We start from the raw sequence: 22,992 nt of genomic DNA, 5'->3' as shown, positions 1-22,992 counted from the left end.
CGGGCCCTGCCCTCAGACCGCCAGCCACTGGTCGTACGCCAGCTTGCACAGCAGGGCGACGACCACGACCACCAGCACCCCGCGGACGAACCCGGCGCCGCGCTTGAGCGCCATCTTCGCGCCGACCAGCCCCCCGACGAGGTTGAACAGGGCGAGCAGGGCGCCGAGTTGCCACAGCACGGTGCCCTGGATCGCGAACATGGTCAGTGCGCCGACATTGGTGCAGACGTTGACGACCTTGGCGGTGGCGGACGAGCTGACCAGGTCCATGTGCAGTACGGCGGCGAGCGCGATGACGAGGAACGCGCCCGTTCCCGGCCCGATCAGGCCGTCGTAGAAGCCGATCCCCAGGCCGGCGACGAGGACGGCCGCCAGCACCCGCCGCCGGGTGACCGGCCCCGACGGCGCGGGGGCGGTCCCGAAGGCCGGGCGGAAGAGGATGAACGCGAGCACCGCCAGCAGCACCGCCATGATCAGCGGGCGTAGCACCTCGCTGTTGATGCCGGCCGCGAAGAACGCCCCGGCCAGCGAACCGGCGACCGCGGCGAGGCCGATGCGCAGCGCCGTACGGAGGTCGATGGGCGCCTTGCGGACGTAGGTGACCGCGGCGGCGGTGGTGCCCACGATGGCGGTGGACTTGTTGGTGCCCAGGACGTAGGCGGCGGGCGTGTGCGGCAGGCCGACCAGCAGAGCGGGAAGCAGCAGCAGTCCCCCACCGCCCACCACGGCGTCGATCCAGCCCGCCGCGAGCGCGGCCAGGCAGAGCAGGGTCAGGGCGAAGAGCGATATGTCAGGGGGCACCGGGCGATCTTACGAACCGCGCACCGCTCTAGGCTCAGGATGATGAACGCTGAGACTGCCGCCGCCTTCGACCGCGACGGCGACCGCGACCGCGACGTGCGTTTCTCCATCGGCGGGGAGCTTCCGGTCCGGCGCCTGGGGTTCGGGACCGGTGGCCTCGTCGGGCCCGGTTACTGGGGGCCGCGGCACGACGATCCGCAGCGCTCCGTCGCCCTGCTGCGGCAGGCCGTGGAGCGCGGGGTCACGCTGATCGACACCGCCGACAACTACGGCCCGGACGTGGCCGAGGAACTGGTGGCGCACGCCCTGCATCCGTACCCGGAGGGGCTGGTGATCGCGACGAAGGGCGGGGTGGTGCGGACCGGTCCCGACGTCTGGCACATCGACGGACGACCGGAGCGGCTGCGCGCCATGTGCGAGGCGAGCCTGCGCCGGCTGCGCACCGACACCATCGATCTCTACCAGTTGCACCGGCTGGACCCGGCGGTACCGATGGCCGACCAGCTGGGCGCGCTGCGGGAACTCCAGCGCGAGGGCAAGGTCCGGCACATCGGGCTGGACTCCGTCCGCGCGGCGGAGCTGCGGCGGGCGCAGGAGCTGACACCCATCGCTTCCGTCCAGAACCGCTACAACCTGATGGACCGCGCCTCGGAGGACGTACTGGAGCTGTGCGAGGAGCGCGGCACGGCCTTCCTGCCGTGGTTCCCGTTGGGCAATGGCGCGTTGACGGGCGGCGCGGGTGCGGCGCTGGGTGCGGCGCTCGACGCGGTCGCCGCCCGGCACGGGGCGAGTACCGGGCAGATCGCGCTGGCCTGGCTGCTGCACCGCTCCCCCGTACTGCTGCCCACCCCCGGCACGGGATCGCCCGCGCACCTCGACGAGAACCTGGCGGCGGCCGGGATCGCTCTGACGGAGGCGGATATGGCGCAGCTGGACGCGGTGGCCGACCACGCGTAGCCGTCGTAGCCGGAGGTTCAGGAACGGCGTGGGCCGCGGCACTTCGCGACGTGGTGCACCTGGGCGAGCGTGTCGGTCAACTCGACGGCCAGCAAGTGGATTTCGCCGGGCGTCCACCGGCGTGCACCGAGGATGCGGCGCGACTCGTCGATGAGCTCGGCGGCCAGCCCGAGCTGGGTCTCCTCAAGGTTGTCGGCCATCCGGGACACGTAGCCGGTCCCATCGCCCACGACCAGGCAGCGCTTGCCTTCGGGGGTCGGCGGCGGCAGGAGCCTTGCGTTGTCGGTTGCGTCTGTCATGTCGCCTGTCTCCCTAGGGGATTTTGCGGGGTAACCGGATGTAGTCATTCGGTCACACGGCAACGCAACGGGCAATAGAATTGGTGCTGTTGAACCGGCAGGGTTCAGGTCAAGACCTGTCGCGATGTCGACGTATGCCCACATGACGAGAGGTCACAGCGTTGGACGAGACGACACCTCCCGAGCATTTGAATCCGCTCCAGCGCTTCGGCCGCGACATCAGACAGGTACGACTGGCCCGCAAGCTCACACAGAAGCACCTGGCCAAAGCCACGGGCTACACCGACGGCTACGTCAGCAAGGTCGAGTCCGGGACGCTGCTTCCCAGGCCGAGCATGAAGTTCGCGAAGGGCTGCGACACCGCGTTCGGGACGGGCGAGTTATTCGCGGGGCTGCTGAAGAGGATCGACGAAGGGGATCACCCGAGTTGGTTCGTCCCATACCTCAACTTGGAGAAGAAGGCGTCGCGGATACTCGATTACTCGGCGAGCCTGGTGATGGGAATTCTTCAGACGGAGGCGTACGCGCGGGCGATCTTCCGAGCTTCCCATCCACGTGAGGACGCGAAGCTGATCGAAGGGCGGGTTGCCGCCCGGTTGCGCCGTAGCGAGCTCTTCGAGCAGGACAAGCCTCCGCTCCTGTGGGTCATCATGCACGAGGCGTGTCTGCGGACGGACGTAGGTGGCGCTGACGCCATGCCCGGGCAGCTGGAATATCTACTGACAGCCGTTGCCTCGCCTCACATCGAGCTCCAGGTCCTGCCCTACTCCGCGGGGGCCCCGGCGGTGCACATGCCGTTCACCCTGCTGACCTTCGAGGACTCTCCCTCCGTGCTCTACGCAGACGGCCCCCAGGGAGGAAAGCTGTATGACTCGGCTGAGACTGTTGCGTCACACACCGACAGCTACGATCGGTTGAGGGCGAACGCGTTGTCTCCCGAGAGATCGCTGACCCTCATCAAGTCCCTGTTGAAGGAGTACAGATGGTGAGCACCGACCTCGATCTTGCGAACGCTGAGTGGATCAAGTCGTCCTACAGCGGCGGCGACGGCGGACAGTGCGTCGAATTCACCCGCGACTTCGCCTGGGTCAAGTCCTCCTACAGCGAGGGCAACGGTGGGGCCTGCCTCGAGTTCTCCCGCACCCTCTCCGCCGCCCCCCACGGCCTCGTCCCCGTCCGGGACAGCAAGAACCCGGACGGTCCGGCGCTCATTTTTCCCGCCGGCGGGTGGAATGCATTCGTCACGGCCATCAAGCGCGGGGAGTTCCCCGCCTGAAGGGAGCACCCTTGAACCTCCGCGACGACGCCCGCAGCCTCTCCGACGACCTCGTACGGCTGCGCCGCTCGCTGCACCGGATCCCCGAGACGGGGCTCACACTCCCCCGTACGCAGGAGGCGGTGCTCGCCGAGTTGGACGGCCTGCCGCTGGAGGTCAGCACCGGCGAGCGGCTCAGCTCCGTCACCGCGGTGCTGCGCGGCGGGCGGCCCGGCCCGGTCGTACTGCTGCGGGGGGACATGGACGCGCTGCCGGTCGCCGAACGTACCGGCCTGGACTTCGCCGCCGACAACGACCGGATGCACGCCTGCGGCCATGACCTGCACACCGCGATGCTCGCCGGCGCGGCCAAGCTGCTCAGCGCGCACCGCGACCGGCTCGCGGGCGATGTGCTGTTCATGTTCCAGCCCGGCGAGGAGAGCCACGACGGCGCGCGGTACATGTTGGAGGAGGGGCTGCTGGACGCGGCGGGGCGACGGCCGACGGCGGCGTACGCGCTCCATGTGCTGTCCGCGGGCCTGCCCAGCGGCGTCTTCCGTACCCGGGGCGGCCCGGCGCTGGCGGCGTCCAATGTGCTGCGGGTGACCGTGCGCGGCGAGGGCGGGCACGGCTCGATGCCGTTCCGGGCCAAGGACCCGGTGCAGGCGGCGTGTGCCATGGTCACAGCGCTGCAGGCGTGGATCACCCGTACCTTCGACGTCTTCGACCCGGTGGTGCTGACGGTGGGCACGTTCCACGCGGGCACCCAGCAGAACGTCATCCCGGAGACCGCGGTCTTCGAGGCGACCGTCCGCAGCTTCTCGGACGCCGCCCAGGCGCGGGTCAAGGACGGCACGGTGGAGGTGTGCCGGGGCATCGCGGCGGCGTACGGGGTGGGTGTGGACGCGGACTTCGCGGAGGTGTATCCGGTGACCGTCAACGACCACGCGGAGGCGGACTTCGCGGCGGGCGCGGTCCGCGAGGTGCTGGGCGAGGAGCGTTTCGCGCCGATGACGCAGCCGCTGGCGGGCGCGGAGGACTTCTCCCGCGTCCTGGCCGAGGTGCCGGGCGCGATGATCCTGCTCGGCGCCCCGCCGGCCGGTGCCGACCACGAACGCAGCCCCAACAACCATTCGCCGCTCGCCGAGTTCGACGACGCGGTGCTGGCCGACGGCGCGACCCTGTACGCGGAGCTGGCGGCGCGGCGGCTGGGCGGGGAGTGAAGCCGGGAGGTGCGCGGGCGCCCGGCCCGGGGTCTGCATCGCGGGCGTGGCTCCTCCCCGTGTCGCGGTTCGTTCGGTAGTGCCTTACGGGTTGGTCTGCGCCGGGCGGTGCCGCGGTGTTACTGCGGCACCGCCGCGGTCTCCGGCCGAGGCACCGCAGCGCGAATTTCCTTATGCCGGACAAGTCCCCATCGGCCGCCGGTGTTGCGCACGGGGGGCGGGCTGAATTTTTCCGGCGGGAACAGCCGCTGTGAGCTTTGCCGTTCCCGTCGTCGAGGGCCGGCCGAGGAGGGCTGCGGGCCCGGAAGCACCGTCGGCCGTGGGTACACTCGCCGACCATGTGCGAGGCCAGCAAGCGTAGAAAACGCCAGGAAATACCCCATTCCCGACCCTGTGGAGAGGCTTGTTCCGGGCGTAGAGAGGATGCGCGGACCGGCCCCACCGCGGTCACCGCGTGAGGCGCCGCTCGAATCGGGGCCGGCACGCGCAGTCGCGTGATCCGCGCGGACACTGGCTGCTGTTGATCCTCGTCCTGCCCGTGATGTTCGGCGCCCTGCTCTTCGAGGGCTGGACCACCCACGAGGTCGACGCCGCGAAGATCCGCAGCGACTGCACCACCCCCGTGCCGCGGGAGGTGGCCAAGGGCGGTCCGGTGCTGCGGCTGGACGGCGGCAGGGCGGAATCCGCCAGGATGCCCGCCCGTACCGTGGCGCTCACCTACGACGGCGGGCCCGATCCGGTGTGGACCCCGCGCATCCTGGAACTGCTGCGCAGGCACCACGCGCATGCCACGTTCTTCCTGCACGGTGCGCAGGCGGCCCAGCACCCGGACCTGGTGCGGCGCATCCGGGCCGGGGGACACGAGATCGGCTCGAACACCTACACCGGTGCCGTCATGGGGGCGGCCTCGCCGCTCCGGGCCCGGCTGGAGCTGTCGCTGACGCAGAAGGCGCTGGCGGGCACCGCGGGCGTCCACACGAGCCTGCTCCGGCTGCCGCAGACCACCACGGCGGACACCATGTGCGGCGCCGAGTGGAAGGCGGCGCGGCAGGCCGCGGCCCAGGGCTACACGCTGGTCGCCGCCGACCAGTGGTTCCGTAACCCTTCGCAGGGCATGGTCCGGCAGCTGAGCCAGAACGACGACGCCTTTCAGGAGACCGAGAAGCTGCTCGGCGACCGGCGGGTCACCAGGTTCACCACCGTGTCGGCCGGGGCCGGCCTTCCCGCGTCCGACCGGCCGGTGTCCACCGTCGAGCACTGGTTGGGCACGGGGCTGATCTGGGCCAAGGCCCTGGGGCACGCCTTCGTCAGCGGGATGACCTGGGTGCTCTGGATCGCGGGCGGGCTGGGACTGCTGCGCCTGCTGATGCTCGTCCTGTTCGCCCGCACCCACGTCCGGCGGCTGACGCACTTCCGTCCGGGCGCGCCGCGGCTGCGGGAAGTGTCCGAGCCGGTGACGGTTTTGGTACCGGCCTACAACGAAGAGGCCGGCATCGAGTCCACGGTCCGGTCGCTGCTCGCCTCGACACACCGGTATCTGCAGGTCATCGTCATCGACGACGGATCGACCGACTCCACGGCCGACCTCGCGACGTGGATCGACGACCCGCGTGTGGAGGTGATCCGGCAGCCCAACGCGGGCAAGGCCGCCGCGCTCAACACCGGTCTGTCGTATGCCCGGCACGACATCGTGGTCATGGTCGACGCGGACACCGTCTTCGAGTCCGACGCCATCCACCGCCTGATCCAGCCCCTGGCCCACCCGGCCGTCGGCGCGGTCAGCGGCAACACCAAGGTGGGCAACCGCCGTCGGCTGCTGGGCCGATGGCAGCACCTGGAGTACGTCTTCGGGTTCAACCTCGACCGCCGGATGTTCGAGGTGCTGGAGTGCATGCCGACGGTCCCGGGCGCCATCGGTGCCTTCCGCAGGGATGCGCTGATGGGCATCGGCGGCGTCAGCGAGGACACCCTCGCCGAGGACACCGATCTCACGATGGCCCTGTGGCAGGCGGGCTGGCGGGTGGTCTACGAGGAGTCCGCGATCGCCTGGACGGAGGTCCCGACCTCGCTCGGCCAGTTGTGGCGGCAGCGCTACCGCTGGTGCTACGGCACGCTCCAGGCCATGTGGAAGCACCGCGGCGCGGCCCTGGAAGTGGGTCCCGCCGGGCGCTTCGGCCGCCGCGGGCTGAGCTACCTGACGATCTTCCAGGTCGCGCTGCCCCTGCTCGCGCCGATCGTGGACATCTTCGCCCTGTACGGGGCGCTCTTCCGCGGCCCGGTGCTCTCGGCGGGGGTGTGGCTGGGGTTCCTCGTGATCCAACTGGCCTGTGCGGGGTACGCGTTGAGGCTGGACGGGGAGCGACTCAGGGCCCTTTGGGCGCTGCCCTTCCAGCTCTTCGTCTACCGGCAGCTGATGTACCTGGTCGTCATCCAGTCCGTGGTGGCGTTCCTGCTCGGCACCCGCCTGAAGTGGCACCGGATGCACCGCTCGGGCACCGCCGCCCAGCACATCGGGCAGCCGGTCGCCTACCAGAGCCTGACCTCGCGATGAGCGCGGTCCACGTCTCCTCGGGCCCGTCACGGCACGGCCGGGCGGTGCCCGAGGAGGCGGTGCCGCAGCCGGGCGGACCGGCACATTCTGCCTTCCTCCGGAGCGAAACGGTGCACCTTTGTGCAGATCCTCAGAGCATTTGGTGAAGAGGACGTGAGCATGCAGACTGCCGCCCATGACTGATTGGCTGGAGAGGCCGACCGACGGGACTCCGCACGGCGAGGCAGCGCAGGTGACGTACCTCGGCACCGGCCGGATCAGCAGCGGCCAGGTGTGGAGCCCGGACGGCCGGCCGGTGGAGAGGTACCCCGCGCCCGTCGAGACGGCCGGCGGTGCCCCGCCCTTTCAGATGCCCGACGGCGCCCCGCCCGTCCCCCAGGCCGTGGTCACCCCGCCCGGGTACGACGGCCCCCCGGTCCGTCCGGGCGGCGTCGATGGCGGCGGCCCCTCCAGGGGCCGGGCCCCGGCCGTTCGCCCCACGCGGCGACGGCGACTCACCCGGGCGGCGTTGCTGCTGGTCGGTGTGCTGGTCACCGCCTCCGCCGGCACCTATGTATGGGCCGACACCAAGCTCCAGCGGGACGTCGATCTCGGCGGGCTCACGGACCGTCCGGCGCCGGGCGCGGGCACCAACTACCTCATCGTGGGCTCCGACAGCCGTGCCGGCCTGTCCGGACAGGAGCGCAAGGACCTGCACACGGGGGGTTCGGCCGAGGCCGGCCGCCGCACCGACTCGATGATCCTGCTGCACACCGGAGCGCACGGCACGACGATGGTGAGCCTGCCGCGTGACTCCTGGGTGACCGTTCCGGCGTACATCCGCCCCGAGACGGGCAGGCACTACCCCGCGTCGAAGAACAAGCTCAACGCCGCGTTCTCGCTCGGCGGCCCCGAGCTGCTCGTGCGCACCATCGAGCACAACACGGGGCTGCGCATCGGTCACTACACCGAGATCGGCTTCGCGGGTTTCGTCGGCATCGTGGACGCGGTCGGCGGGGTGCCGATGTGCCTGGACAAGGACGTCAAGGACGAGAAGTCGGGCGCGGACCTCAAGAAGGGCTGCCACACGCTCGACGGCCGCACCGCGCTCGCCTTCGTCCGCCAGCGCCACCAGGAGGCCCAGGGCGATCTGGGCCGCAGCAGGAACCAGCAGAAGTTCCTCGCGGCGCTCGCCCACAAGACCGCGGCCCCCGGCACCCTCCTCGATCCCTCCAAGGTCTATCCGACCGTGAGCGCGGGGCTCGACACGCTCGTCGTCGACGACACCACGGGCCTTCAGGAACTCACCTCGCTGTTCGAGGCGATGAAGGGCGTCGCGGCCGGCCACGGCAAACAGCTCAACGTCCCCGTCTCCTCCCTCGGTTTCGCCACCCCCAAGGGCAGCGCCGTGAAGTGGGACCCGGCGAAGGCGAAGCGGCTCTTCGACGAGCTGCGCGACGACCGGCCGGTGACCGCGGTCAAGGGCTGACCGCGGACGGCCCGCGCCCGGGGCGGGCATGCCGGCGACCCCGCTGGAGGTGACCGCGGCCGACGTCCTGGCCTGGGACGTCGAACGCGGCGAACCGCCGTTGCGGGACGGGTTCACGAACGAGGAGGAACGGGCGCGGCTGTCGCGGGCGGCCGGCTGAAGGGGGCGCGCTCGGCCTCCTTAGCCTCCTTGGTCTCCTTGGCCTCCTTGGCCTCCTTGGTCTCCTTGGTGTCTCCGTGGTTCTTAACCCCCGGTCAGGAGATCCTCAACGGCACCTTAAAGAACCGAAAGAGGGGCCTGACCTGGTGTTTCTCGGGGATTCCCGGGCTTAGGTTGTCGGCTCGTGACCACCCAGGCCGACACCCCGCACCCGGGCCTGCTCGCGCAGCCGCACCCGGACTCCGTACACCCCCTCTATGTGCGCGTCGTCCCGCAGACCGTGCCGCCCCGCCCCCTACAGGCGCCGCGCGTCCCTCCGGTGCCCGCGCCCCCGCTGCGTACGTCGCCGCGCGCCCTGCTGACGGGACTGGTCGCCGGTGCCGCGCTGGTCACCGTCCTCTGGCTGGTGCAGGCCGAGCCGTCGGTCCGCCTCGATGCGCTCTTCGCCACCCTCGCCCACCTCTCCGGGCTGCTCGCGGGCTACGGCGTCCTGGCGATGCTGCTGTTGATGGCGCGGGTGCCGGCCGTCGAACACGGCGTCGGCGCCGACCGGTTGGCTCGCTGGCACGCCTTCGGCGGCCGCTACGTCCTCACCCTCTGCTGCGCGCACGCGGCCCTCGCGCTGTTCGGGTACGCCGCCCACACCGGCCTGGACCTCCTCGGCGCCACCCGCGCGCTGCTCGGCTACCCCGGCCTGGCAGCGGCGACCGCGGGCACCGTGCTGCTGGCCGGAGTCGGCATCTCCTCGGCGCGCGCGGTGCGCCGCCGGGTGCGGCACGAGACGTGGCGCGGCGTCCATCTGCTGACGTACGCGGCCACCGCCCTCGCCTTCGCCCATCAGCTCTCCGGTCCCGATCTGGCCGGCGGCGCACTCGCCGCCTGGCTGTGGACACTGCTGCACACCACCGTGGGCACCCTGCTGGTCTGGTACCGCCTGGTCGTACCGGTGCGGGCGGCCCTGCGGCACAGCCTGCGGGTCGTCGAGGTCAAGGTCGAGGGGCCCGGTGTCGTCTCCGTCGTGATGCGGGGGCACGGGCTGGAGGCGTTGCGGGCCGAGGCGGGGCAGTTCTTTCGCTGGCGGTTCCTGTCCCGGCGGCTGTGGCGTACGGCCCTGCCGTTCTCGCTCTCCGCACCGGTACGCGACGACATGCTGCGGATCACGGTCAAGGCGTGCGGGGACCACACCCGGCGGATCCGCCGGATGCGGCCGGGCGTACGGGTGCTGGCCACCGGGCCGTTCGGGGCGATGACCGCGCACCGGCGCACCCGGAGCAAGGTGCTGCTGCTCGCCGGCGGGGTCGGCATCACCCCGATGCGGGCCCTGTTCGAGACCCTGCCGGGCGGGCCGGGCGACCTGACCCTGCTCTACCGGGCGGGTGACGCCGGCCAGTTGGTGCTACGACAGGAGCTGGAGGCGATCGCCGCTGCCCGAGGCGCGACCCTGCACTACCTTCTCGGTCCGTCCGACGACCCCTACGATCCGCTCGCGCCACGCGCCCTGCGCGATCTCGTCCCGGACCTGCCGGAACACGATGTGTATCTGTGCGGACCACCCGGTATGGCACGGGCCGCAGCCGCCGCGCTGCAGAAGGCCGGCGTCCCGGCGTCCCGTGTCCACTCCGAGCAGTTCACCTTCTGAGCTGCGCACTTCAGCGGCGCGTTTCGGCCGCGGACCTCAGCCGCGCACTTCATCGCGGACTTCGATCGCGGACTTCGATCGCGGACTTCGATCGCGGACTTCAGCAACGCACTTCGTTCGTACGGCCTTCCCGGCCGCCGAGAGGAACACCGTCCATGGCACGCCACCGCAAGCCGCCCCCCGTCCACGTCGCCACCCTGCGCGTCCGCCGTCAGCTGACCGCCTGCCTGGCGGGCGCCAGTGCGCTCGGCGCCACTCTGCTGACCCTGACGGTCGCCCCGGCCGCCCCGCCGGCGCCGGACCGCGCCCCCACCGGGCACACCCTGCCGGACCCGCAGGCCGCGGGCCGATAGGGCGCAGGCCGCAAGGACGACGGTCAACCGAAGACGTTGCGGTTCCGGCGCACGAAGTCGGCGAAGCCGAGGGCTTCACGGCCCGTGAGGTCGGCGACAGTTGACGTGACGGTCTCGGCGCCGCCGTCGCGGTAGGCGCGGGCGACCTCTATCAGCGCGTCGACGTGGAACTCCGGCATCCCGCGACTCAGCATCGCCGCGCGCGCTTCGTCGTCCGGCAGGCCGACGTAGCGCACCGGCTTGCCCAGGACGTCGGAGAACTCTTCGGCGGCTTCGGCGTAGGTCAGGGCCTTCGGCCCGGTGAGGTCGTAGATGCGGCCGTCGTGGCCCTCGGTGGTGAGGACCCGCGCTGCGACACGGGCGATGTCGCCGACGTCGACGAAGCTGATGGGTGCGGTGATCAATGGAAGGCTGAACTCCCCCGCCTCGCGGATGGACGGCTGGCGCAGGAAGTTCTGCAGAAAGAAGTTGGGGCGCAGGATCGTCCAGGGCAAGCCGGACGTCACCAGCGACTGCTCGACGGGCTGATGCAGCCGGGCGATCGCCGAGAGTCCCTCGTCGGCCCGCCAGACGGACAGCTTGACCACCCGAACACCCACCGCACGGGCGGCTTCCAGCATGGTGAGTTCATGCGTCGTTTGGGCGGGGCCCGTCGCGCCGAGGAGGAACACGGCCTCGATGCCGTCGAGCGCGGGACCGATCGTGTCCGGCACGGCCAGATCGAGCGTCACCGCCCGACCGCCCGACTTGATCACCTGAGCCGTGGTGTGCGGATCACGGTAGGCCGCGCGCGCGGCCACGCCGCCGGCGTGAAGGCGAGTGAGGAGAGCCGTTCCGACGTTCCCACTCGCGCCGGTCACCAGAATCATCGTCGCATCCCCTAGGCGAGAGCAGTGAGTACGCAAAGAGTCGGAACGTACCATCCTGGGACGGCCGCGGGCGGGCCAACAGCGGCCTTCAGGACGGGAGTTCAGTGGATGTCCACCCATCGGGACCTGGCCGGGTTCTTAGAAGCCTCTTAAGTCGCGCAACTATCCAGTCCCCATGACTTCCGACGATCCCCACTCGCCCAAGACGACCGGCCGTAGGCACCGCAACGCCGCCACCCGCGCGCTGGCCGCCTCCCTCGCGCTCACCGCGACCGCACTCGGCGTCGCCGGATGTGACAGCGCCGCCGCCGGCACCCTGAAGGGCAGCCGCCTCGAACTGCCCGTCGGCGGCGGTACCGCCGTCATCGACACCGACTCCCTCGCGGTGACCGCGCGCACCGGCGACGGGCGGCGGATGGTGCTGTCCGAGGCGGCCGACGGCGGGCTCGGCAAACCGGGGCCGGTGACGCGTACGGCCGACGGCGCGCGCTGGAGCTACCCGGCCAAGGGGCTGAGCGTGACGGCCGGTGCGGAGCGCGGGCGGCTGCGGATCAGACTGCGCGCGGACCGTGACGGGTCGGTCGGCTGGCCGGTGACCGGTACCGACCGGGCCGCCTCCGCGGTGCAGTTGCCGCGCGGCGAGGGGCTGGACATCCCCGTACGGGACGCGTGGTGGAACTCCGCCGCCGAGAAGGGCGGGCTGGCCGGCAGCACGGTCGACGTCGGCGGCGAACTGTCGCTTCCCCTGTGGGGCTACTCCATGGGCGGAGGGGCGGGCGGCTCCGGCGCCCGGCACGGCGTCAGCTACCTCACCCCCACCGACATCGGGACCTCGCTGCGCTTCGCCTCCACCGGGGGCCGGCTGCGCGCCACCGCCACGCACGCCTTCGACGCGGGTGAGGGCACCCGTGACTACGAAGTGACCTTCGCCCTCACCGACGGCAACCCGGTCGCCCCGGCCGCCGACTACCGCTCCTACCTCTCCCAGCACGGCCGGCTCGACAGCCTGCGCAGGAAGATCCGGCGGAATCCGGCCACCGCCAAGCTGCTCGGGGCGTTCCACGCCTATGTGTGGGGCGACGCCCGTACCGCGGCCGGGGTCGAGAAGCTGAAGGGGCTGGGCGTGGACCGGATGTGGCTGGGGTACGACTCCGGGCCGGGTCCGATGAACGCCGCGGCGGTGCGGGCCGCCAAGAAGGCCGGCTATCTCGTCGGGCCCTACGACACCTTCGCCAACGGGCAGGACCCCAAGAGCGCCGACAGCCCCACCTCGGTCTGGCCCGGCCGGGTCTACCCGGACTTCTGTGTGCGCAAGGCGGACGGCAGCGCTCAGACCGGGTTCGGGGGCCGGGGCTGCTACCTCAGCTCGCGGGCCTTCGAGAAGGCCGAGCCGGGCAGGCACTACCTCGCCGACCGTACCCGCTCGATGGTCGCCAACGGCGCGGACAGCTACTTCCTCGATGTCGACGCGACGGGTGAGCTCTTCCGCGATCACGGGGCGGGGCATGAGATGACCAAGGCGAAGGACCGGGAGATGCGCCTGGCCCGTATGCGGCGGCTGTCGAAGAACCTCGTCCTCGGCTCGGAGTCCGCCCAGGCCTGGGCGAACGAGGTGCTGGCCTTCGACCACGGCTCGGGCACCCCGGTCGCCGACGGGCTGTGGCAGCTGGAGCGGGACAGGGAGAGGTGGGGCGGCTACTTCCCGGAGAAGGCCCCGACGGCCTTCTTCAAGCCGGTGCGGCTGCCCGCGGAGCTGGCCAAGGCCATGTACGACCCGAAGTACCGCGTGCCGCTGTACGAGACCGCACTGCACGGCTCCCTGGTCAACGTCGAGCGCTGGGAGCTGTCGTACGAGAAGCTGCCGGACCAGCAGACCACCCGGGCGCTGCTCGCGATGCTCTACAACACCCCGCTCAACCATGTCCTGGACGGGCCGACGCTGACCCGCAACGGCCCGCGGCTGGCCGCGCTGCAGAAGTACTTCTCGCCGCTCCACCGCGCCGCCGGCACCGAACGCATGACGTCCTTCCGGTGGCTGACCGGCGACCGCACGGTGCAGCGCACGGTCTTCGGCGACGGCGCGCTCACCGTCACCGCGAACTTCGGCAGCCGGGCGCAGGCGGGCCTGCCGGGCGGCTGTGTCGACGCCCGGTTGCGTACGGACCGGGCGCCGCGCCGGCTGTGCCCGGCGAGCCTGGGCGGCTGACCCGAGGCGGGCCGGCGGGCCGGGGCGGGCGGTCCCTCACACGGCGGCCCGCCGCGTTCTGAGGGCAGCGTTCCGCCCGGGAAACAGAGCAGATGCGGGCGGGTAACAGCCGGACCGCACGCTGACGAGCATGACCACCACACACCCGCACTCCGACGCCGCACCAGGCACGATCCCCACCATCGCCCTCATAGGCCACGGCATGGTCGGCCAGCGCTTCCTGGAGGAGCTGGCCGACCGCGGCGTCACCGAGCGCGCACGGGTGGTCGTCCTGTGTGAGGAGCCCCGCCCGGCCTATGACCGGGTCCAGCTGACCTCGTACTTCGCCGGCCGGAGCCCGGAGGAGCTGAGCCTGACCGATCCGGACTTCATGGCCCGGCACGGTATCGAGCTGCACCTCGGCGACCCGGCCACCGCCATCGACCGCACCACCCGCACGGTCACCGCCCGCTCCGGGCTGACCGTCCGCTACGACACGCTGGTGCTGGCCACCGGCTCGTATCCGTTCGTGCCTCCGGTGCCCGGCAAGGACAGCGCGGGCTGCTTCGTCTACCGCACCATCGAGGACCTGCTGGCCATCGAGGAGTACGCCAAGAACTCCCGCACCGGTGTGGTCGTCGGCGGCGGCCTGCTCGGCCTAGAGGCGGCCGGTGCGCTCAAGGGGCTGGGGCTGCGCACCCACATCGTGGAGTTCGCGCCGCGGCTGATGGCGCTGCAGGTCGACGAGGGCGGCGGCCGTGCGCTGCGCCGCACCGTCGAGGAGATGGGCCTGCAGGTGCACACCGGCGTCGGCGGCAAGGAGATCGTCGCGGACGAGGCGGGCACGGTGACCGCCATGGGGCTGTCCGACGACTCCCGCATCGAGACCGACCTGGTGGTCTTCTCCGCCGGCGTCCGCCCCCGCGACCAGCTCGCCCGGGACTGCGGGCTGCCGGTCGGCCAGCGCGGCGGCATCATCATCGACGAGCAGTGCCGGACCGACGACCCCGCGGTGTACGCGATCGGCGAGTGCGCGCTGGCCGTCGACGGCCGGGTGTACGGCCTGGTCGCGCCGGGCTACGACATGGCCCGGGTGACGGCCGGCGCCATCGCGGAGCGGCTCGGCGACGGCTCCGGGCAACTCGCCGGGTTCACCGGCGCCGACCTGTCGACCAAGCTCAAGCTGCTCGGCGTGGACGTCGCCTCGTTCGGCGATGCGCACGGCGCCACCGACGGCTGTCTGGACGTGGTGTACTCCGACGCGCGCAGCGGCGTCTACAAGAAGCTGGTGATCGGCGCCGGCGGCGAGCTGCTGGGCGGGGTGCTGGTCGGCGACGCCGAGGCGTACGGCATGCTGCGCCCGCTGACCGGCACCGTGCCCCCACTGGCGCCCGAGCAGCTGGTGCTGCCCGCCGGCGCGGGCGCGCCCGCCGCGCTCGGCCCGGACGCGCTGCCCGGCGACGCGGTGATCTGCAGCTGCCACAACGTCACCAAGGACGCCATCCAGGCCTGCGAGACCCTCCCCGAGGTCAAGCAGTGCACCAAGGCCGGTACCGGGTGCGGCAGTTGCGTGAAGATGATCGGCAAGCTGCTGCCGGACAGCGGCGACCAGAGCCTGTGCGCGTGCTTCCCGCACACCCGCGCCGAGCTGTACGAGATCGTCCGCGTCCGCCGGGTCGCCTCCTACGCCCAACTGCTCGACGAGCACGGCCGACAGGAGGCGCGCGGCGGCGAGGGCTGCGAGATCTGCAAGCCGGCGATCGGCTCGGTCATCGCCTCCCTCGCGCCGGCGGTCGGCGCCGACGGCTATGTCCTCCAGGGCGAGCAGGCGGCCCTTCAGGACACCAACGACCACTTCCTCGCCAACCTCCAGAAGAACGGGTCGTATTCGATCGTCCCGCGCATCCCCGGTGGCGAGATCACCCCGGACAAGCTCATCGTCATCGGCGAGGTGGCGCGCGACTTCGGCCTCTACACCAAGATCACCGGAGGTCAGCGGATCGACCTGTTCGGCGCCCGGGTCGATCAACTGCCGGTCATCTGGGCACGGTTGGTGGATGCCGGGTTCGAGTCGGGGCACGCGTACGGCAAGGCGCTGCGCACCGTGAAGTCGTGCGTCGGCGAGACCTGGTGCCGCTACGGCGTGCAGGACTCGGTCCGTATGGCGATCGATCTGGAGCTGCGCTATCGGGGACTGCGCGCCCCGCACAAGCTGAAGTCCGCGGTCTCGGGGTGTGCGCGGGAGTGCGCGGAGGCCCAGTCCAAGGACTTCGGCGTGATCGCCACGGCGAACGGCTGGAACCTGTACGTGGGCGGCAACGGCGGGGCCACCCCGCGCCATGCGGACCTGCTCGCCCAGGACCTCGACGACGCCGAACTGATCCGGCTGATCGACCGCTTCCTGATGTTCTACATCCGCACCGCCGACCGCCTGGAGCGCACCTCCACGTGGCTGGAGCGGATCGAGGGCGGCCTCGACCACGTACGCGATGTCGTCGTCCACGACTCCCTGGGGCTGTGCGACGAACTGGAGGCCCTGATGGCCGCCCATGTCACCCACTACCGCGACGAGTGGGCCGAGACCCTCGCCGACCCCGAGCGGCTGGCCCGCTTCGTGTCCTTCGTCAACGCGCCCGACGCCCCGGACCCGTCCGTCCGCTTCGTACCGGAGCGCGACCAGGTCAAGCCGGACCTGACGCTGCTGGCCGGGCCGACCTTGGCAGTACGCACTCTGGAAGGGACCTCTGCCTGATGACCACCGCAACCGTTCCCACCGCAACCGTTCCCACCGCCACCGCGCCCGGTGCCGCCACCACGGCCGCCGGCACGGTCGAGGTCCACTGCCCGCAGGGCGACTGGCTCGCGGTCTGCACGCTGAACGCCCTCACCCCGGGGCGCGGCGTCGCCGCCCTCCTGCCCGACGGCACCCAGGCCGCGCTCTTCGTGGACCGCTCCGGCCAGATCTACGCGATCGGCAACCGCGACCCGTTCACCGGCGCCCAGGTCCTCTCCCGCGGGCTGACGGGCTCCGCCGGGGGCCGCCCGTTCGTGGCGTCGCCGCTGCTCAAGCAGCGCTTCGACCTGGCGACGGGGGAATGCCTGGACGATCCGGAGGTTTCGATTCCGGCTTACCGGGTGCGGGTGCGGACGCCGGGCGGCGAGCGCCAGGGCGACTGAGCGGGCGCCGGGCGCCAGGACGACTGAGCAGGCGCCAGGCGCCCGGTCCGGGGAATGCGCAACCATCTGGTTGCACCTCCTGGCTTGACGTGCAACCATTGGGTAGCACGTAAGAGCGAGTGCGCGAGCAGAAAGAGCGCGACAGGAGGACACCCCCATGAGCACGCAGAGCGCCCACGCCACCGGCGGTGAGGACCGCAACCGAATCGAGCGGGAGATCAGCATCGCCGCGCCCGTGGAACGGGTCTGGGCGGTCCTGACCGAGCCCGAGCACGTCGGCTCGTGGTTCGGCCAGGGCGAGCCCGCGCCGATCGACCTGCGGCCGGGCGGCATCATGCACCTCGACCACGGCGAGTACGGCCAGTTCCCGACCACCATCGTGAAGGTCGACCCGCCGCACTACTTCTCGTACCGCTGGGCCAGCGCCCACCCTGGAGAGGTGGCGGTCGAGGGCAACTCCACCCTCGTCGAGTTCACCCTCACGCCGGAGGGCGACGGCACCCGCCTGCGCGTCGTGGAGACCGGCTTCGAGGAGATCGTCATCCCCGAGGAGCGGATCCCGACCGCCGGATACGACAGCCACTCCGCAGGCTGGTCCGGCCAGGCGGAGAACATCAAGCAGTATGCGGAGCGGCTCGCGGCATGACCACGGACGAAGCAGCGGGTGCGGGCCGGGAGTCCGGGGCGGGTGCGGGCCGGGAGCCCGGGGCGGACGCGGGCCGGGAGTCCGGTGCGGACGCGGTGGCGGAGGTGTTCACCGCGCTCGCGGACCCGACCCGCCGCCGGATACTCGACGCCCTCGCCGCGCACGGCGAGGCGACCGCCACGGTCCTGGCGGCCGAACTGCCCGTCAGCCGGCAGGCCATCGTCAAACACCTGGGGATCCTGGACCGGGCCGGGCTGGTCGCCGGCCACCGCGAGGGCCGGGAGGCGCGCTACCGGGTCAGACCCGAGCAACTCGGGGCCACCGCCCGCTGGATGGACCGGGTGGCCGCCACCTGGGACACCCGCCTCGCGGCCATCAAGCGCCTGGCCGAGGAGGACTGAGCGGCGCCGGAGCCGCGTGGCCGCGAGGGCGGCGAGCACCCTCCGTGGCGCCGTTGTCAGTGGCGCCTGTTAACGTCCCGCTGCATCACTGAGGAGCTTCACGGCCGCCCCCTCCGGGTCCGGTTTGACCGGTACCTGACGATCGGTGACGCATGTGCGACCGCATCCCGGTCCAGCAGGACCGGGACCGCTCCTTGGAGGAGAAGCTTGATGAGAAGCAGCGCGCCGAGACGCACCCTGACCCGCGCGGCAACCGTCGTCACGACGGCGCTGGCCGTGGCGGTGACGGCGGCCCCGCTGACGGGCACGGCGCAGGCCCACGAGGCGGTATCGGGATCCCTCAGCTTCAGCGGCGAGCCCGGCGAGTTCGTCTCGGACGGGCAGTCCCATCAGTACACGGCCGGAGCCGTCGAGATGTTCGACGTCTCGGGTTCAACCGACGAGAACGCCGTGGGCGTCACGGTGGTCACGACCGAAGGCAAGCGCTGGTACCTCCACCTGGCCGCCCCGGACGGCCAGAAGCTGACCGACGGCGCCACCTACACCCAGGCCTCGCGCTGGCCCTACGCCCAACCGGAGGACCCTGAGCTGGACCTCAGCGAGACCGACCGGTCGTGCAGCACCGGCACGGGCTCCTTCACCGTCTCCCACATCGCCTACGGCCCCTACGGCTACGTACGCGAACTCGACGCCACCTTTGAGCAGTACTGCAACGGATCGACACAGCCCCTGCGCGGCGAGGTCCACGCCCGCACGGCCGAGCCGCCGGCGGAGCTGGCCGTCGGGCTGGACCTCGACACCACCGGCAAGATCAACACCCGCACCGGCGAGATCACCGTCGGTGGCACGGTGACCTGCAACAAGCCGGCCCAGATCACGCTCGCCGGCAACGCCGACCAGCCGCAGAAGCGGACGACGCCGGTCGGCTGGTACGAGGACAAGACCGTCAGCTGCACCCCGGGAGCCCCGGTGCCGTGGACCGTCTCCTTCGCCAGCATGGAGCCCGGCACCACCTTCCAGCCCGGCACCGTGACGGTGCGCGGCACGGGCAGGGCGAATGACCGCGACTACCCGGTGACGGTCGACACCGGCCAGCAGACGGCCGAGGTCGCGCTCACCAAGTCCTGACCCCACAGGCCGACCTGACGGCGGGTCCGGCGCACCGCCGGGCCCGCCCTCGGGCGCAGGTCACGGCCCCGGGGCGGGCCGACGCCGGCCTGCGCGACGTGGAAGGATCCGGATCCATGTACGAGCAGCAGCCAGCCCCACAGCAACAGCCCTATCCGCAGTACCAGCAGCAGCCATACCCACCCCAGCACCCGCAGCAGCCATACCCGCCCCAGCACCCGCAGCCGGGAGCGCAGCACCCGTACCAGCAGCCGGGACCACAGCAGGCCTTCCAGCAGCACCCGTACCAGCAGCAGCCCTCGCCGTACCAGCAGCACCCTCCGGTGGCCGCCACCCCGCATGTCCCCCGTGAGGCCAACGACATGCGGCGGCTCGGCGCCGTCCTCCTCGACGGGCTGCTCGCCCTGACCGCCGCGCTCATCGCGATGCGCGCCACCGAGCGCGCCGATCTGCCGGGCATGCAGGTCTTCTACGCCACCGCCGGCGCCTGCTTCGGACTCTCGTTCCTCAATCACGTCGTGCTGACGCGCATCGGCGGCGCGAGCATCGGCAAGTTCGCCGTCCGCACCCGCGTGGTCCGCGAAACGGACGCCAGCCGTCCGCGGCTGCCGCGACTGTTCCGCCGGTGGCTGGGCGGCTATCTCTTCGTGCTGGTCTGGATCATCGCCGCCTTCTTCGACATGGCGGAAGGCCCCGAGGACTTCTGCGGCATCCGCCTGGTCCGCTTCCGCGATCTGCGGGCGGCCGAAGCCGGTTCGACGCCCGGCCGCTGACGGGGGTCAACTGACGTGCTTCATTGGGGAGTTGGTCACGCCAGCCCGGACACCTCGAACACCGCCCGCGCACCGTCGTGATCGATCCGGTCCGCCAGCGCCTGCATCGGCACCGCGCCACAGCGCAGCAACCCCCGCTCTCGGGAGCGGCGTACGCCCTGCTCCAGGCGGTGCCACAGCAGCGGGTTCGCGGTGAGCACCTTGGGGTCCAGCTCCACCCGGCCGCCCACCGCGTCGCGCAGCACCAGGCGCGGGGCCACCCCGTCGCTGCGGCGGACGAGGACGAGCAGATCGGTGCGGACCGTGCGGGTGCGCACCGGTCCGCGGGAGGCCAGCCAGTGCTCGCCGGCGGTCACCCGTGGCGGGTAGAGGACCACGAACAGCACCAGCGCGACGGCCGTCCAGCAAAGCGCGCGCCATGGATCGAGGGTCCCGTTGGCGAGGTCGACCAGCAGCATGAGGGTGAACAGCCCGCCCGTGCACCAGATCGCCGCTCGCAACTCGGGCAGCCAGGTACGGTCCCGGGCCGGCTCGCCGCGGCGCACCGGCGGAGGAGGGACCGCCGGCCGGACGCTTCGTCGCCCCTCCCCCGCCGCCCGTCCGCCCGCGGCCCTTCCCAGCCCCGCCCGTCCCGTCGCATCCGTCTCACCCGTCCCTCCAACACCGGCCTTTTCAGCCCTGCCAGCCCTGTCGGCCCCGCCGTCCCCGTCCCCGTCCCCGCCCTCGCCGTCGTCCCCGTCGTCCTTCGTGAAATCGGGCCCCAGGCCACGTCGCCGTCCCATGCGTTGACGCTAGGGCGGCGCCCCGGGGCGGCCGGGGACGTTTGCACGGCGCTGACGCGGCCCCCACGAACCTTGACGCGGCGATGACGCGACGTTGACACGAACGCCGAAAAGCGGCCACCGCGTACGCGAGAACCGGCCGCACGCCCCGGCGGCGCGACCCGAGTACGCCCGCCTCCCCGTCAAGAACGCGTGAAGATCGCCCTTTCGCCCGCCAAGGGGCCGCCAAGGCCCGCGGACGGCGGCCGTCGCGGCCCGCACGCTGGTCTGGTCCAGCACAGCGTCACAGTCGCCGTACCGAGGTACGGCCACAGTGCCGTACGGAGGTACGACGAAAGATGTCCATGGTGTCCCAGCCCGACAGGCGGCCCGAAGAACCGCCGGATACCGCCACCGGCGCGGTCACCACCCGGCCCGGCGGCCCCCACGAGGCCGCCACCGGCCCCGGAAGCGCCCAGGGTCCCGAGCCCGACGCCCGCCACCGCCTCACCTCCCTGCAGGGACTCGCCGCCCTCTCGCTCGACGCCATGGCGTCGGTCGCCTACGGCCCCGAGTCGATCGTGCTGGTCCTGGCCGCGGCGGGCGGCTACGGCCTGGGCTTCACACTGCCGGTCACGCTCGCGATCGCCGCGCTGCTCGCCGTCCTGGTCGCGTCGTACCGCCAGGTGATCGCCGCCTACCCCAACGGCGGCGGCTCCTACGCGGTCGCCCAGGCCCACCTCGGCCGCCGTACGGCACTGGTCGCCGCGGCCTCCCTCATCCTCGACTACGTCCTCAACGTGGCGGTCTCGGTGACCGCCGGCGTCGCGGCGCTGACGTCCGCCTTCCCCGCGCTCTACGAGGACCGCGTCTGGATCTGCCTGGCGGTGCTCGTCCTGATCACCGGTATCAACCTGCGCGGGATCGTCGACTCGGCGAAGGCGTTCCTCGCGCCCACCGCGGTCTTCATCGGCGCCGTCCTCGCGATGGTCGTCGTCGGTCTCCTCCGCGACGCGCCCGCCTCCACCGTCACCGCCGACGGCCATGCCTCGGTCCTCGCGGGCAACGCCACCACGGTCGGTGCCCTGCTGCTGCTCAAGGCGTTCGCGTCCGGCTGCTCGGCGCTGACCGGGGTCGAAGCGGTCGCGAACGCGGTGCCGTCCTTCCGCGCCCCGGCCGCCAAGCGCGCCCAGCGCACCGAGGTCGCGCTCGGTGCGCTGCTCGGCGTGATGCTGATCGGTCTGTCCGTCCTCATCGGCCGCTTCCACCTCCAGCCGGTCGAGGGCGTCACGGTCCTCGCCCAGCTCGCGGACGCCTCGCTCGGCCACAACTGGGCGTTCTACGTCGTCCAGTTCGCCACCATGGTGCTGCTCGCGCTGGCCGCGAACACCTCCTTCGGCGGCCTGCCCGTCCTGATGGGCCTGCTCGCCCGCGACAACTTCCTGCCGCACGTCTTCGGTCTGAAGGCGGACCGCCAGGTCCACCGCCACGGTGTGCTGGCCCTCGCCGCCGTCGCCGCGGCCCTCCTGGTCTTCTCCGGCGGCGACGTCAACACCCTCGTCCCGCTCTTCGCCATCGGCGTCTTCGTCGGCTTCACCATCTGCCAGGTCGGCATGGTCCGGCACTGGCGCCTCGAACGCTCGCCGGGCTGGCGGGGCAAGGCCCTGCTGAACGGTTTCGGCGCGCTGCTCACCGGAGTCTCGGCCGTCGTCGTGACCGCGACGAAGTTCACCGAGGGCGCCTGGCTCATCGTCGTCGCGCTGCCGCTGCTGGTCCTCGCCTTCGAAGCGGTGCACCGCGCCTACGGCCGGATCGGCGAGCGTCTGGGCCTGGGCCGGGTCCCCGAGCCGCCGCGCCGTGCCCACTCCCTGGTCATCGTTCCCGTATCGCATCTGTCCCGGCTGACCTGTGAGGCGCTGAACGCGGCGGTGTCCCTGGGCGACGAGGTGGTCGCGGTCACCGTCACCTACAGCACCCCCGAGGACCGCCCCGCCACCGAGGCGCTGCGCCGCGACTGGGAGCTGTGGAACCCCGGCGTGGAGCTCCTCGAACTGCCCTCCGCCACCCGCTCCATAGGCCGCCCGATAGCCGGCTACGTCACCGACCTGGCGGCCCGGCGGCCCGGCACCCGCATCACCGTCCTGATACCGGAGGCCGAACCCGCCCACCTGTGGCAGCGCCTGCTGCAGAACCAGCGCGGAGCGGTCGTCGCCCACGCGATCCGCCGGGACACCGACGCGGTCATCTGCCGGCTGCGGTTCCGCCTGGAGGCGGCCGGGCGGGTGTAGGGGGTGACCGCGGCCGGATGTGGGAGCGACCGATTGTCGGTGGCGCGCCCTACCGTGAG

The 22,992-nt window shown here is 71.8% G+C and carries 22 protein-coding genes; 17 read left to right on the top strand and 5 right to left on the bottom strand.

Going from position 1 to position 22,992, the window contains the following annotated elements; all coding sequences use genetic code 11:
- Positions 1 to 12: 12 nt before the first annotated feature.
- Positions 13 to 801, bottom strand: a complete 789-nt coding sequence (locus ACFWZH_RS08525; RefSeq protein ID WP_384427067.1) for a sulfite exporter TauE/SafE family protein — start codon at positions 799 to 801, stop codon at positions 13 to 15.
- 42 nt (positions 802 to 843) lie between these two features.
- On the opposite strand from ACFWZH_RS08525, the gene ACFWZH_RS08520 reads away from it, so the two are divergent.
- The gene (locus ACFWZH_RS08520; RefSeq protein WP_384427065.1) at positions 844 to 1,758 is read left to right on the top strand and encodes an aldo/keto reductase; all 915 of its coding nucleotides are present in this window, start codon (positions 844 to 846) and stop codon (positions 1,756 to 1,758) included.
- A 17-nt stretch (positions 1,759 to 1,775) separates the two neighbouring features.
- On the opposite strand, the gene ACFWZH_RS08515 is transcribed toward ACFWZH_RS08520, so the two are convergent.
- Complete coding sequence (locus ACFWZH_RS08515) at positions 1,776 to 2,057, bottom strand: hypothetical protein (RefSeq protein WP_384427063.1); 282 nt, start codon at positions 2,055 to 2,057, stop codon at positions 1,776 to 1,778.
- Positions 2,058 to 2,218: 161 nt separating this feature from the next.
- Between ACFWZH_RS08515 and ACFWZH_RS08510 the strand changes: the two genes are divergently transcribed.
- The 8 genes from ACFWZH_RS08510 to ACFWZH_RS08475 all read left to right on the top strand — a co-directional run bounded on the left by ACFWZH_RS08510 (position 2,219) and on the right by ACFWZH_RS08475 (position 10,705).
- Positions 2,219 to 3,046: a helix-turn-helix domain-containing protein gene (locus ACFWZH_RS08510; RefSeq protein WP_384427061.1), complete on the top strand. Its 828-nt coding sequence runs from the start codon at positions 2,219 to 2,221 to the stop codon at positions 3,044 to 3,046.
- Positions 3,040 to 3,333, top strand: coding sequence for a DUF397 domain-containing protein (locus tag ACFWZH_RS08505; RefSeq protein ID WP_384427059.1), 294 nt, complete (start codon positions 3,040 to 3,042; stop codon positions 3,331 to 3,333). The genes ACFWZH_RS08510 and ACFWZH_RS08505 overlap by 7 nt, the downstream gene beginning before the upstream one ends.
- Positions 3,334 to 3,344: 11 nt before the next feature.
- Positions 3,345 to 4,535: a M20 family metallopeptidase gene (locus ACFWZH_RS08500; protein WP_384427057.1), complete on the top strand. Its 1,191-nt coding sequence runs from the start codon at positions 3,345 to 3,347 to the stop codon at positions 4,533 to 4,535.
- A 454-nt stretch (positions 4,536 to 4,989) separates the two neighbouring features.
- The gene (locus tag ACFWZH_RS08495) at positions 4,990 to 7,086 is read left to right on the top strand and encodes a bifunctional polysaccharide deacetylase/glycosyltransferase family 2 protein (protein ID WP_384427055.1); all 2,097 of its coding nucleotides are present in this window, start codon (positions 4,990 to 4,992) and stop codon (positions 7,084 to 7,086) included.
- Between the two features lie 175 nt (positions 7,087 to 7,261).
- Positions 7,262 to 8,554, top strand: coding sequence for an LCP family protein (locus ACFWZH_RS08490; protein ID WP_384427053.1), 1,293 nt, complete (start codon positions 7,262 to 7,264; stop codon positions 8,552 to 8,554).
- A 28-nt stretch (positions 8,555 to 8,582) separates the two neighbouring features.
- Positions 8,583 to 8,714, top strand: coding sequence for a hypothetical protein (locus ACFWZH_RS08485; RefSeq protein ID WP_384427051.1), 132 nt, complete (start codon positions 8,583 to 8,585; stop codon positions 8,712 to 8,714).
- A 333-nt stretch (positions 8,715 to 9,047) separates the two neighbouring features.
- A complete protein-coding gene (locus ACFWZH_RS08480) occupies positions 9,048 to 10,352 on the top strand; it encodes a ferric reductase-like transmembrane domain-containing protein (protein WP_384427335.1) in 1,305 nt (434 codons plus the stop codon).
- Between the two features lie 155 nt (positions 10,353 to 10,507).
- Entirely contained in the window at positions 10,508 to 10,705 is a 198-nt protein-coding gene (locus ACFWZH_RS08475; protein WP_384427049.1) for a hypothetical protein, read from the top strand.
- A 23-nt stretch (positions 10,706 to 10,728) separates the two neighbouring features.
- On the opposite strand, the gene ACFWZH_RS08470 is transcribed toward ACFWZH_RS08475, so the two are convergent.
- On the bottom strand, positions 10,729 to 11,574 hold the full coding sequence (locus tag ACFWZH_RS08470) for an SDR family oxidoreductase (protein WP_384427048.1): 846 nt from the start codon (positions 11,572 to 11,574) through the stop codon (positions 10,729 to 10,731).
- Between the two features lie 175 nt (positions 11,575 to 11,749).
- On the opposite strand from ACFWZH_RS08470, the gene ACFWZH_RS08465 reads away from it, so the two are divergent.
- The 6 genes from ACFWZH_RS08465 to ACFWZH_RS08440 all read left to right on the top strand — a co-directional run bounded on the left by ACFWZH_RS08465 (position 11,750) and on the right by ACFWZH_RS08440 (position 19,111).
- Positions 11,750 to 13,780 carry a glycoside hydrolase gene (locus tag ACFWZH_RS08465; protein WP_384427046.1) on the top strand — a complete coding sequence of 677 codons (2,031 nt, stop codon included), beginning with the start codon at positions 11,750 to 11,752 and terminating at the stop codon, positions 13,778 to 13,780.
- Positions 13,781 to 13,910: 130 nt separating this feature from the next.
- A complete protein-coding gene (nirB, locus tag ACFWZH_RS08460; protein WP_384427045.1) occupies positions 13,911 to 16,511 on the top strand; it encodes a nitrite reductase large subunit NirB in 2,601 nt (866 codons plus the stop codon).
- Positions 16,511 to 16,936, top strand: a complete 426-nt coding sequence (nirD, locus tag ACFWZH_RS08455) for a nitrite reductase small subunit NirD (RefSeq protein ID WP_384427043.1) — start codon at positions 16,511 to 16,513, stop codon at positions 16,934 to 16,936. The genes nirB and nirD overlap by 1 nt, the downstream gene beginning before the upstream one ends.
- Before the next feature lie 157 nt (positions 16,937 to 17,093).
- Positions 17,094 to 17,582 carry an SRPBCC family protein gene (locus tag ACFWZH_RS08450; RefSeq protein ID WP_384427041.1) on the top strand — a complete coding sequence of 163 codons (489 nt, stop codon included), beginning with the start codon at positions 17,094 to 17,096 and terminating at the stop codon, positions 17,580 to 17,582.
- Positions 17,583 to 17,677: 95 nt separating this feature from the next.
- Complete coding sequence (locus ACFWZH_RS08445; protein ID WP_384427333.1) at positions 17,678 to 17,983, top strand: ArsR/SmtB family transcription factor; 306 nt, start codon at positions 17,678 to 17,680, stop codon at positions 17,981 to 17,983.
- A 210-nt stretch (positions 17,984 to 18,193) separates the two neighbouring features.
- Positions 18,194 to 19,111, top strand: a complete 918-nt coding sequence (locus tag ACFWZH_RS08440; protein WP_384427039.1) for a hypothetical protein — start codon at positions 18,194 to 18,196, stop codon at positions 19,109 to 19,111.
- Here ACFWZH_RS08440 and ACFWZH_RS08435 read toward each other — a convergent pair.
- Complete coding sequence (locus ACFWZH_RS08435; protein WP_384427038.1) at positions 19,051 to 19,452, bottom strand: hypothetical protein; 402 nt, start codon at positions 19,450 to 19,452, stop codon at positions 19,051 to 19,053. The genes ACFWZH_RS08440 and ACFWZH_RS08435 overlap by 61 nt on opposite strands.
- Here ACFWZH_RS08435 and ACFWZH_RS08430 point away from each other — a divergent pair.
- Positions 19,435 to 19,884, top strand: a complete 450-nt coding sequence (locus tag ACFWZH_RS08430) for an RDD family protein (RefSeq protein ID WP_384427036.1) — start codon at positions 19,435 to 19,437, stop codon at positions 19,882 to 19,884. The genes ACFWZH_RS08435 and ACFWZH_RS08430 overlap by 18 nt on opposite strands.
- Positions 19,885 to 19,919: 35 nt before the next feature.
- On the opposite strand, the gene ACFWZH_RS08425 is transcribed toward ACFWZH_RS08430, so the two are convergent.
- A complete protein-coding gene (locus ACFWZH_RS08425) occupies positions 19,920 to 20,429 on the bottom strand; it encodes a hypothetical protein (RefSeq protein ID WP_384427035.1) in 510 nt (169 codons plus the stop codon).
- Between the two features lie 575 nt (positions 20,430 to 21,004).
- Between ACFWZH_RS08425 and ACFWZH_RS08420 the strand changes: the two genes are divergently transcribed.
- A complete protein-coding gene (locus tag ACFWZH_RS08420; RefSeq protein ID WP_384427034.1) occupies positions 21,005 to 22,933 on the top strand; it encodes an APC family permease in 1,929 nt (642 codons plus the stop codon).
- Positions 22,934 to 22,992 lie beyond the last annotated feature (59 nt).

Origin of the sequence: Streptomyces sp. NPDC059008, assembly GCF_042749045.1 — a bacterium.
Taxonomy (GTDB): Bacteria; Actinomycetota; Actinomycetes; order Streptomycetales; family Streptomycetaceae; genus Streptomyces.
This window is presented reverse-complemented; position numbering and strand designations above follow the sequence as displayed.

What these genes read in the sequence shown, in the direction of transcription:
- ACFWZH_RS08520 (WP_384427065.1), top strand. Translation starts at nt 844, where the DNA reads ATGAACGCTGAGACTGCCGCCGCCTTCGACCGCGACGGCGACCGCGAC.
- ACFWZH_RS08515 (WP_384427063.1), bottom strand. Translation starts at nt 2,057, where the DNA reads ATGACAGACGCAACCGACAACGCAAGGCTCCTGCCGCCGCCGACCCCC.
- ACFWZH_RS08505 (WP_384427059.1), top strand. Translation starts at nt 3,040, where the DNA reads ATGGTGAGCACCGACCTCGATCTTGCGAACGCTGAGTGGATCAAGTCG.
- ACFWZH_RS08490 (WP_384427053.1), top strand. Translation starts at nt 7,262, where the DNA reads ATGACTGATTGGCTGGAGAGGCCGACCGACGGGACTCCGCACGGCGAG.
- ACFWZH_RS08485 (WP_384427051.1), top strand. Translation starts at nt 8,583, where the DNA reads ATGCCGGCGACCCCGCTGGAGGTGACCGCGGCCGACGTCCTGGCCTGG.
- ACFWZH_RS08475 (WP_384427049.1), top strand. Translation starts at nt 10,508, where the DNA reads ATGGCACGCCACCGCAAGCCGCCCCCCGTCCACGTCGCCACCCTGCGC.
- ACFWZH_RS08470 (WP_384427048.1), bottom strand. Translation starts at nt 11,574, where the DNA reads ATGATTCTGGTGACCGGCGCGAGTGGGAACGTCGGAACGGCTCTCCTC.
- ACFWZH_RS08465 (WP_384427046.1), top strand. Translation starts at nt 11,750, where the DNA reads ATGACTTCCGACGATCCCCACTCGCCCAAGACGACCGGCCGTAGGCAC.
- nirB (WP_384427045.1), top strand. Translation starts at nt 13,911, where the DNA reads ATGACCACCACACACCCGCACTCCGACGCCGCACCAGGCACGATCCCC.
- nirD (WP_384427043.1), top strand. Translation starts at nt 16,511, where the DNA reads ATGACCACCGCAACCGTTCCCACCGCAACCGTTCCCACCGCCACCGCG.
- ACFWZH_RS08450 (WP_384427041.1), top strand. Translation starts at nt 17,094, where the DNA reads ATGAGCACGCAGAGCGCCCACGCCACCGGCGGTGAGGACCGCAACCGA.
- ACFWZH_RS08440 (WP_384427039.1), top strand. Translation starts at nt 18,194, where the DNA reads ATGAGAAGCAGCGCGCCGAGACGCACCCTGACCCGCGCGGCAACCGTC.
- ACFWZH_RS08435 (WP_384427038.1), bottom strand. Translation starts at nt 19,452, where the DNA reads ATGCGGGGTGGCGGCCACCGGAGGGTGCTGCTGGTACGGCGAGGGCTG.
- ACFWZH_RS08420 (WP_384427034.1), top strand. Translation starts at nt 21,005, where the DNA reads ATGTCCATGGTGTCCCAGCCCGACAGGCGGCCCGAAGAACCGCCGGAT.